The sequence below is a fragment of the Micromonospora sp. NPDC049799 genome, assembly GCF_040656655.1.
GTDB lineage: Bacteria > Actinomycetota > Actinomycetes > Mycobacteriales > Micromonosporaceae > Micromonospora.
In genome coordinates this window covers 1-9,243 of the sequence record NZ_JBFAMU010000183.1, presented here as the reverse complement: position 1 = coordinate 9,243, position 9,243 = coordinate 1, and the positions used below count along the sequence as shown (strand labels likewise).

Annotated in this window: 11 protein-coding genes and 1 tRNA gene; 7 read left to right on the top strand and 5 right to left on the bottom strand. The window is 72.1% G+C overall.

Going from position 1 to position 9,243, the window contains the following annotated elements; translation table 11 throughout:
- Positions 1-319 (bottom strand): helix-turn-helix domain-containing protein (locus tag AB0I76_RS15765; protein ID WP_357035155.1); only part of this gene is annotated, 319 nt, incomplete at its 3' end.
- A gap of 62 nt (positions 320-381) precedes the next feature.
- Here AB0I76_RS15765 and cysS point away from each other — a divergent pair.
- Together cysS and rlmB are read left to right on the top strand one after the other, a co-directional pair.
- The gene (gene cysS, locus AB0I76_RS15760; protein WP_357035152.1) at positions 382-1,797 is read left to right on the top strand and encodes a cysteine--tRNA ligase; all 1,416 of its coding nucleotides are present in this window, start codon (positions 382-384) and stop codon (positions 1,795-1,797) included.
- Positions 1,797-2,930, top strand: coding sequence for a 23S rRNA (guanosine(2251)-2'-O)-methyltransferase RlmB (gene rlmB, locus AB0I76_RS15755; protein ID WP_357035149.1), 1,134 nt, complete (start codon positions 1,797-1,799; stop codon positions 2,928-2,930). The genes cysS and rlmB overlap by 1 nt, the downstream gene beginning before the upstream one ends.
- Positions 2,931-2,993: 63 nt before the next feature.
- On the opposite strand, the gene ugpC is transcribed toward rlmB, so the two are convergent.
- Positions 2,994-4,085 carry a sn-glycerol-3-phosphate ABC transporter ATP-binding protein UgpC gene (gene ugpC, locus AB0I76_RS15750; protein WP_357035146.1) on the bottom strand — a complete coding sequence of 364 codons (1,092 nt, stop codon included), beginning with the start codon at positions 4,083-4,085 and terminating at the stop codon, positions 2,994-2,996.
- A 331-nt stretch (positions 4,086-4,416) separates the two neighbouring features.
- Here ugpC and AB0I76_RS15745 point away from each other — a divergent pair.
- Positions 4,417-4,493, top strand: a tRNA-Thr gene (locus tag AB0I76_RS15745).
- Positions 4,494-4,565: 72 nt separating this feature from the next.
- Here AB0I76_RS15745 and AB0I76_RS15740 read toward each other — a convergent pair.
- Entirely contained in the window at positions 4,566-5,021 is a 456-nt protein-coding gene (locus tag AB0I76_RS15740) for a hypothetical protein (RefSeq protein WP_357035143.1), read from the bottom strand.
- Between the two features lie 374 nt (positions 5,022-5,395).
- Here AB0I76_RS15740 and AB0I76_RS15735 point away from each other — a divergent pair, with 374 nt between their 5' ends.
- Genes AB0I76_RS15735 through AB0I76_RS15720 form a run of 4 tightly spaced genes read left to right on the top strand, consistent with a single transcriptional unit; the run spans position 5,396 to position 7,077 of the window.
- Positions 5,396-5,590 carry a DUF397 domain-containing protein gene (locus tag AB0I76_RS15735; RefSeq protein ID WP_357035140.1) on the top strand — a complete coding sequence of 65 codons (195 nt, stop codon included), beginning with the start codon at positions 5,396-5,398 and terminating at the stop codon, positions 5,588-5,590.
- Positions 5,591-5,601: 11 nt separating this feature from the next.
- Positions 5,602-6,003, top strand: a complete 402-nt coding sequence (locus AB0I76_RS15730; protein WP_357035137.1) for an AraC family transcriptional regulator — start codon at positions 5,602-5,604, stop codon at positions 6,001-6,003.
- A gap of 34 nt (positions 6,004-6,037) precedes the next feature.
- Entirely contained in the window at positions 6,038-6,457 is a 420-nt protein-coding gene (locus AB0I76_RS15725; protein WP_357035134.1) for a VOC family protein, read from the top strand.
- The gene (locus AB0I76_RS15720; RefSeq protein ID WP_357035132.1) at positions 6,454-7,077 is read left to right on the top strand and encodes a histidine phosphatase family protein; all 624 of its coding nucleotides are present in this window, start codon (positions 6,454-6,456) and stop codon (positions 7,075-7,077) included. The genes AB0I76_RS15725 and AB0I76_RS15720 overlap by 4 nt, the downstream gene beginning before the upstream one ends.
- Before the next feature lie 26 nt (positions 7,078-7,103).
- Here the strand turns inward: AB0I76_RS15720 and AB0I76_RS15715 are convergent, their stop codons facing one another.
- Positions 7,104-7,682, bottom strand: coding sequence for a TetR/AcrR family transcriptional regulator (locus AB0I76_RS15715; RefSeq protein WP_357035129.1), 579 nt, complete (start codon positions 7,680-7,682; stop codon positions 7,104-7,106).
- Positions 7,679-9,243, bottom strand: a 1,565-nt coding sequence (locus tag AB0I76_RS15710) for a succinic semialdehyde dehydrogenase (RefSeq protein ID WP_357035126.1), incomplete at its 5' end; no start/stop codon positions are given. The genes AB0I76_RS15710 and AB0I76_RS15715, both read right to left, overlap by 4 nt.

Genomic DNA, 9,243 nt, shown 5'->3' with positions numbered 1-9,243 from the left:
GACGCTGATCCTCGTCGGGTACGCCGACCTGGAGAACAACTCGGTGTTCACCGTGGCCGGTCAGCGGGCCGACCAGCCGGTAGACCGCCGCGCGACCGATGCCCAGCCGGTTGGCCGCCTCGGTGACGGTCAGCCCGCCCGGCGCGTCGGCCACCAGGTGCAGCAGCCGCAGACCTCGGTCCAGCGTCTGCGCGGTCTCGCCACCGACGGTGGAGACGGCCGGATCCGTGCCGGCAGGGGAGGCGCCGGTGCCGCCCGGACCGGCCACGCCGCCGGCCCGGCTCGTCGGGTCGCTGCCGGGTCGGGCCGTGGTGTCCACGCCAGCAGCGTACGACCCGGCTCCGGACGACCCGGACAAGCGCCGACGGCTACCCTTGTACGGTGACGCTACGCCTCTATGACACCGCCACCCGATCGGTGCGGGACTTCGTCCCCCGGGAAGCCGGCAAGGTGGGCGTCTACCTGTGTGGTCTCACGCTCCAGGCTCCGCCGCACATCGGTCACCTTCGCTCGGGCGTCAACTACGACGTGTTACGACGCTGGCTGCTGGTGAGCGGCTTCGAGGTCACGTTCATCCGCAACCTGACCGACATCGACGACAAGATCCTCGTCAAGGCCGGAGAGCAGGGCAGGCCGTTCTGGTCGATCGCGTACGCGAACGAGCTGAAGCTGGCCGAGGCGTACCGGGCGCTGAACGTGCTGCCGCCGACGTACGAGCCGCGCGCCACCGGGCACATCCCGGAGATGCACGAGCTGATCGCCAAGCTGATCGCCGACGGCCACGCCTACCCGGCGACCGACTCCTCGGGCGACGTCTACTTCGACGTGCGGTCCTGGCCGGCGTACGGGTCGTTGTCGAACCAGTCGCCCGACGACATGCAGTCCGCCGGGGACGCCCCGGAACGGGGCAAGCGCGACCCGCGCGACTTCGCGCTGTGGAAGGGCGCCAAGCCGTCCGAGCCGGCCGACGCGTACTGGCCTTCGCCGTGGGGTCGGGGCCGGCCCGGCTGGCACATCGAGTGCTCGGCGATGTGCTGGCGCTACCTGGGCGCGGAGTTCGACATCCACGGCGGCGGGCTGGACCTGACCTTCCCGCACCACGAGAACGAACTGGCCCAGTCGCAGGCCGCCGGGCTGCCGTTCGCCCGCTTCTGGGTGCACCACGGTCTGCTCAACATCGGCGGCGCGAAGATGGGCAAGTCCGCCGGCAACGCGCTCGACCTGACGTACGTCGACTCGCTGGGCGTACGTCCGGTGGATCTGCGCTACTACTACGCCGCCGCGCACTACCGGTCGGTGATCGACTACTCGGAGGACGCGCTGCGCGAGGCGGCCGTCGCGTACCGGCGGATCGAGGGCTTCGTGCAGCGCGCGGCCGAACGGGTCGGCGCGGGCCAGCTCGGCGCGCTGCCGGCGGCGTTCACCGCCGCGATGGACGACGACCTGAACACCTCGGCGGCGCTCGCCGTGCTCCACGAGGTGGTGCGGGACGGCAACACGGCCCTGGCCGCCGGTGACGATGTGACCGTCCGCACGGCGCTCGGCGCTGCCCGCGCGATGCTGGATATCCTCGGGGTGGACCCCCTCGATCCGGCGTGGACCGGTGGTGGCCGTGTGGACGACCTGCGCGGCGTGGTGGACTCCCTGATCGCGCTGGCCCTGGAGCAGCGCGCGCAGGCGCGCGGCCGGAAGGACTGGGCCGCCGCGGACGCCGTACGCGACCAGCTCAAGCAGGCCGGTGTGGTGGTCGAGGACACCGCCCAGGGCCCCCGTTGGACTATTGGAGAGCAGGACTGATGGCCGGCAACTCGCAGCGCCGTGGCCGACGGCTGACGCCGAAGGCGGGCGCCCCCAAGGGCTCCGGCGGCAAGAACAAGGACTCCCTCGCCGGCCGGGGCAAGACCCTGCCCGCCGACGAGCGGCCCTGGCACAAGGCGTACTCGGGCACCGAAAAGCTGCCCCAGCGCACCGCCTGGAAGCAGGAGAAGGAGCGCCGGGCGGCGGTCGAGGAGGGGCGGGCCCCGAAGATCGGCCAGCCCGGCAGCAAGGACACCACCTGGGGCAAGGGCGGTGGCCGGGGCACGCCGAGCACCGGCGGTCGCGGCGCGGCCGGCCGGGGCGGCAAGCCGACCGGTCGTGGTGGGCCCCGGGTCGCACCGGGCCGCCGGTCCAACCCGTCGAAGGACAGCCCGGAGCTGCTGGTGGGCCGTAACCCGGTGCTGGAGTCGCTGCGCGCCCAGGTACCGGCGACCGCGCTCTACACCGCGCAGGGCATCGACACGGACGACCGGATCAACGAGATCATCCGCACGGCCGCCGACCGGGGCATCGCGATCCTGGAGATCAGCCGCGCCGAACTGGACCGGATGACCGGCGGCGTGCTGCACCAGGGCGTCGGCCTCCAGGTGCCCCCGTTCGCGTACGAGCCGTTCGAGGACCTCGTCGCGGCTGCCCTGGAGCAGCCCGCCCCGCTGCTGGTGGCGCTGGACGGGGTGACCGACCCGCGCAACCTCGGTGCGGTGATCCGGTCCGCCGCCGCCTTCGGCGCGCAGGGTGTCTTCGTACCCGAGCGGCGTGCCGCCGGAATCACCGCGACCGCCTGGCGGACCAGCGCCGGCGCGGCCGCGCGCGTCCCGGTCGCCCAGGTGACCAACCTGACCCGGTCGCTTAAGGCGTGCCAGGACGCCGGGTTCGTGGTGGTGGGGCTGGACGCCGACGGTGACACCGACCTCTACGACCTGGAGGCCGCGGTCGGCCCGCTGGTCGTCGTCGTGGGCTCCGAGGGCCGCGGGCTGTCCCGGCTGGTCGGCGAGACCTGCGACCTGACCGTCAGCATCCCGATGATCTCCGACGTCGAGTCGCTCAACGCGAGCGTCGCCGCCGCCGTGGCCCTGGCCGAGGTGTCGCGCCGCCGGGCCGCCGAGGCCTGACCCGCGGCACAGACACGAAAGGGGCGGCCCGCCGAAGCGGACCGCCCCTTTTCGTTTCGTACGTCAGATGCGGTGGCCGGTGGCCGCGTTGAACACGTGGCTGCGGCCCTCGCGCGGCTTGACGAACACGGTGTCACCCATGGTCGGCATGGTGCGGCGGTCGGTACGGACCACGAAGCGCTCGTTGTGGCCCTCGAGCGCGGCGTGGCCGTAGACGTTGGCGTCCGAGCCCAGGTCCTCGACCAACTCGACGACGACCGGCATGCCGCCCTCGGTCGGGCTGACCAGGTCGCAGTCCTCGGGGCGGAAGCCGACGGTCACCTTGTTCTCGCCGCCCTCGGCGCGGGCCGCCTCGACCTGCTCCCGGGTGAGCGGGATGTGCAGGTCGGCGAACGCGGCACCCCGCTCGCTGAGCGGAACCGTCTTGATGTTCATGGCGGGCGAGCCCATGAAGCCGGCGACGAAGACGTTGGCCGGGGTGTCGTAGAGCGCACGCGGGGTGTCGACCTGCTGGAGGACACCGTCGAGCATGACGGCCACCCGGTGACCCATGGTCATGGCCTCGACCTGGTCGTGGGTGACGTAGACCGTCGTAACGCCCAGCTTGGCCTGGAGGGAGGCGATCTGCGTACGGGTCTGCACGCGGAGCTTCGCGTCGAGGTTCGACAGCGGCTCGTCCATGAGGAAGACCTGCGGCTCGCGGACGATCGCGCGGCCCATGGCGACACGCTGACGCTGACCACCGGAGAGCGCCTTCGGCTTGCGGCTGAGGTACTCCTCCAGCTGGAGCAGCGCCGCCGCCTCCTTGACCCGCCGGTCGATCTCGCTCTTCGAGGTCTTGCGCAGCTTGAGCGCGAACGCCATGTTCTCGTACACCGTCATGTGCGGGTAGAGGGCGTAGTTCTGGAAGACCATCGCGATGTCGCGAGCCTTCGGCGGGAGGTGGGTGACGTCCCGGTCGTCGATGTAGATCGAGCCCTCGTCGACGTCCTCGAGGCCCGCGAGCATGCGCAGGCTGGTGGACTTGCCGCAGCCGGACGGGCCGACCAGGACGAGGAACTCGCCGTCGCCGATCTCCAGGTCGAGCTGGTTGACGGCGGGGCGCTCGGTGCCCGGGTAGATCCGGGACGCCTTGCTGTACGTGACCGTAGCCATGGGGGGATGCTTCCTTTCACCGGCAGGAACGTGCCGGACGATCCGAGTGAAGGAGCGACCGACCCGTTACCGGAGCGGCCCACGGGCGCCCCCGGCGGGCCGGGATGTCATCCGTGTCACTGAACCGTAAACGCCTTTGCGCCCACTGCCAAGACGGGAACCTGTGGATGGGATGGACGGCATACACATACCGGTCAGTCGGGCATGCCGAGGTATCAATCGACGTTTCATCCTCCGCCGCGCCGGTCGGGTTGTCGACGTTTCCCGTGCTCGGGACACCTGCCGCGAGGGAAATCCGGACGTCAGTCGCTATGCTGACGTCGGCACGCACGCCCCTGTAGCTCAGCTGGCCAGAGCACTCGCCTTGTAAGCGAGATGTCGCCGGTTCGATCCCGGCCGGGGGCTCCAATTCCACCTTGCGTTTCGGGGCCCTGGGCGCCACGAGAGCGCCTGCCGCATCGCGTCGAGGTTCGCGCCGGCTCAGTACGGCTGGCCGCACACCTTCCAGGCGCCATCCTCCTTCACCAGCGGGAACACGTGCTGGTCGGTGAACCCGCTGTCCAGCACCAGGGCCATGCTCACCCTCGCCGACGTGCGGCCGTTGTAGCTCGACACGTTGACGCCGTTGACCTCGTGGCTCCGGACCTTCGGCTGCCTGGCGACGCCCTCGACGAATGCGTCCCTCGTGAACCTGCCGCGCGTGTCGCTGCACAACTGCCCGTACGCCTTGGCCGCATCGCCGGCCTCCAGGTCGCTCACGAACGACTCGGCGGCCTGCCGTGCCGGATCCGTCGCGCCCTTGACCCCCTTGAACAGGAAGAAGCCGCCGACGCCGGCGCCACCGCAGCACAGCACGACGACCACACCTACAACGATCAACACGGTCCGGAGCGTCCGCCGCTTCGGCGGTGGGGGCACCTCGTACGGGTGGGTCATGGGTAGCGACGGTAGGGGATGCGAGAAACTTTCGATGCCCCGAGCGCTCCGCTGCCCTGCCGACGATCCACGCGGGACTCTGACCGGGCGACACCGCCGATTCCGGAGATCTTGGTACGGAATGGCCCCTGGAGGGGCCGTTTGCTGCCAAGATCTCTCCGGGTCCCGGTAATCGGGAGCCGAATCCCGCCCGGTGGCCGCTATCGATCCGTAGCGCGGCTGGCGAGCTGTGGACAAGAGCTTTCAGCCGCCGGCCTGCGCCCCGGCCAGGCAGGACCGTTCAAACGACGTTGCCGCCCTCCGAGACGTCTGGGATACCGTGAGGTCGTGGCGCTTCCGCCTGACCAGTCCATTGACTTCATGAGAGCAAGAACATGGATGCCTTGAAGGATGCGCGATGGCGGACGAGCACGCGTAGCAGCTCGAACGGCGGCAACTGTGTAGGGGTCGCCGACAACCTGCCCGGCGTCGTCCTCGTCCGCGACACCAAGGACCGTGACGGCGGCACCCTCGCCTTCACCCCGGCCGCCTGGCGAGCCTTCGTCGCCGAGGTCGCCGACCGGGCCTGATCCGTACCCACGTGAGCCGCGCCGTCGAGGAGAGCAACCGGGCGATGCTGCGCGCCCGGGACGCGATGGACCGGGCGTACGCCGAGCCACTGGACATCCCCGCGCTGTCCCGGATCGCGCACGTCTCCCCGGCGCACTTCATCCGGACCTTCCGCGCCACCTTCGGGGAGACGCCGCACCGCTACCTCCAGCGCCGCCGGGTGGAGCGGGCCATGTACCTGCTGCTGCACACCGACCGGGACGTCACCGACGTCTGCTACGCCGTCGGTTTCGGCAGCCTCGGCACGTTCAGCCGCACCTTCCGGCAGATCGTCGGCGAGTCCCCGTCGGAGTACCGACGGCGGAAGGCGCCGGCCGCCGCCGTGCCGAGTTGCTTCACCAAGGCCTGGACGAGACCGAGCAGTTTTGGATAAGCAGCAGGTCAGGGCGGCGACTAGCGTTTCCGGCATGACGATGAACGCGATTTCCCGCTCCCAGATCTACGTCCTCGACCAGGACGAGGCGCTCGACTTCTACGTCGGCAAGCTCGGCATGGAGGTCAACACCGACCAGGATCTCGGCTTCATGCGCTGGCTGACGGTCAACCTGCCCGGTGACCCGGAGCGCGAGATCCTGCTGGAGAAGCCGGGCCCGCCGGCCCTCGACCCGGCCACCGCCGAGCAGGTCCGCGAGCTGCTCACCAAGGGCGCCCTGGGCGGCTACCTCTTCATGACCACCGACGACGCCCACAAGACGTACGAGGACCTCGTCGCCAAGGGCGTCGAGATCACCGACGAGCCGATGGAGCGCCCGTACGGGATCGACTTCGGGATCCGGGACCCGTTCGGCAACAAGATCCGCATCGGCCAGATGTTCCCGCGTCCGTGACGGGGGCGACCCGGCTGCTGCTCCTGGCCCGGCACGGCGAGCAGGAGCAGCCAGCCGGGGTCGAGACCACAGGGGCGGGGCTCTCCGAACGGGGTCGCCAACAGGCGGCGCTGCTCGGCGAGCGGCTGGCCCGGGTGCCGCTGGACGCCGTCCACCACGGTCCGCTCCGCCGCGCCGTCGAGACCGCCGAGCTGGTCGCGGGGTCGCTGCCCGGAGTGCCGGTGTACGCCACCGAGCTGGCCGGTGACCACCTGCCGCACGACACGGATCCGGCCGCCGTGCCGCCGGCGTACACCCGGTTCCTGGAGGGCTTCACGGCGGCCGAACGGGCCGACGGGCCGCGCGTGACGGCGGCGGCTGTGCGGCGGTTCGGCCGGCCGCCGGACGCGGGGGACGTGACGGAACTGGTGATCACCCACGCGTTTCTGATCGCCTGGCTGGTGCGCGACGCCCTGGCCACGCCGGAGCACCGCTGGTTGGGGCTCAACCCGCACAACTGCGGGCTGACGCTGATCCGCTACACCGACGGGCTGCCGCCACGGCTGGTCGCCTTCAACGACGTCGCGCACCTGCCGGAGGAGCTGCGCGGCACCGGCCTGCCGCCGGAGTACCGGTTCTGACCGGAGCGGCGGATCAGAACGACGGATCAGCGGCGCAGGCCGGCCAGCAGGGTGTCGACCAGGGCGTCCGCGTCGGCCGTCGACATCCGACGGTGGGTGACCACCGCGCGCAGCCACACCGGTCCGAGCAGCAGGTCGGCGAGGAGCATGTCGTCGACCGGGCCGGCCAGCTCGCCACGTGCGACGGCGCGCCCGGTCACCTCGGCCACGTGGGCGCAGTGCTGGCCGAGCAGTTCGTCGGCCAGCCGGGCCAGCTCGGTGTCGGCGCCGGTGTGCGCGAGCACGTCGGCGGCGAGCCGGCCCGGCCCGTCGGCGAAGAACGCCGTCTTCGACCGGACCAGCGCCACCAGGTCCCCGCGCAGCGAGCCGGTGTCCGGCACGGGCAGGTCCCGGGCGATGGCGTGCCGGAACGTCGCCGCGACCAGCGCGGGTTTCGACGGCCACCAGCGGTAGAGGGTGGTCTTGTTGACGCCGGAGCGCCGGGCCACCCCCTCGACGGTCAGGCGTGCGTACCCGTCGGCGGCCAGCAGGTCGAGCACGGCGGCGTGGATCGCCTCGGCGCCGCGCGGGCCCCGCGCGGCCGGCCCGCCGCCGCTCGCGGTCACAGCCCCGTGCGGCGCAGCAGGCGCAGCGCCGCGGTCATCCGACGGGTCCAGGCCGCGGTCCGGTCGCCCGGCCGGTGGTACGCCGGTGCGAGGCCGAGCCCGCGCTGCCGCGCCACCGTCTTGACGCGGGTGAACCGGTGCAGCCCCTCGGCGCCGTGCCGGCCGCCGAGCCCGGAGTCCTTCCAGCCGCCCATCGGCGCGTCGATGCTGCCCCAGACCGCGCTGTAGCCGTCGTTGACGTTGACGCTGCCGGCTTCGATCCGGGCCGCGACCGCCTCGCCGCGTGCGCCGGAGCCGCTGAAGACGCTGGCGTTCAACCCGTACGCGGTGTCGTTGGCCAGCGCGACCGCCTCGTCGTCGGTGTCGAAGCGGTACACCGCGATCACCGGACCGAAGGTCTCCTCGGCGTACATGCGCATGCCGGGGGCGACGCCGGTGAGCACGGTCGGCTCGAAGACGTACGGGCCGATGTCCGGGCGGGGCCGGCCGCCGGTGTGCACGACGGCGCCCCGCGCGACGGCGTCCGCGACGTGCGCGGTGACGGTGTCGAGCTGACGGGCGGAGGCGAGCGAGCCGAGGTCCGCCCCGAAGTCGCCGGTCACGCCGAGGCGCAGCGTGGCGGTACGGGCGACGAAGCGGCGGAGGAACTCGTCGTGCAGCCGGTCGGCGACGTACACCCGCTCGATCGAGATGCAGAGCTGGCCGGCGCTGGCGAAGCAGGCCCGGATCGCGCCCTCCACCGCCCGGTCCAGGTCGGCGTCGTCGAGCACCAGCAGCGGGTTCTTGCCGCCCAGTTCCAGCGATGCCGGCACCAGCCGTCGGGCGGCCTGGGCGGCGACCTCGCGGCCGACCCGGGTCGAGCCGGTGAAGCAGACCTGGTCGGCACCGTCGACGACGAGCGGGCCGACGACCGTGCCCTCACCCGCGACGATCTGCCACAGCTCCGGGGGCAGTCCCGCCTCGACGGCGAGAGCGCGGACCCAGAGCGCGCTGAGCATGGTGGCCGGGTCCGGTCTGTGCACCACGGCGTTGCCGGCCATCAGGGCGGGCAGCACCTCCGAGGCGGCCAGCGACAGCGGGTAGTTCCACGGGGAGACGACACCGACCACCCCGACGGGAAAGCGCAGCTCGACCGTGCGGGTGAGCACCGGCAGGGCACCGGTGCGCCGGCGGGGTCGCAGCAGCTTCGCCGCCGCGCGGGCGTAGTAGCGGGCGTTGATGGCGGTGTCGAGGACCTCCTCGACCGCGTGCCGCCGTGCCTTGCCGGCCTCCAACTGGATCAGGTCCAGCCCCTCGGCCTGCCGGTCGAGGACCAGGTCGTGCAGGCGCAGCAGGACGGCGGCGCGCCGGGAGACCCGCAGCGCGGCCCACGACCGCTGTGCGGTTCGCGCGGCGGCGAAGGCGTCGTCGACGTCGGCCGGGGTGCTCGACGGTACGTCCACCGTCCGCTCGCCGGTGAGCGGCGAGGTGGCGGTGAAGGTGGGCCCGGTGCCGCGCACCTGCGCGACGACCGACGAGGGACCGGTGGTCGCCACCCTGGTCCGCCGTCGGGCCGACCGCC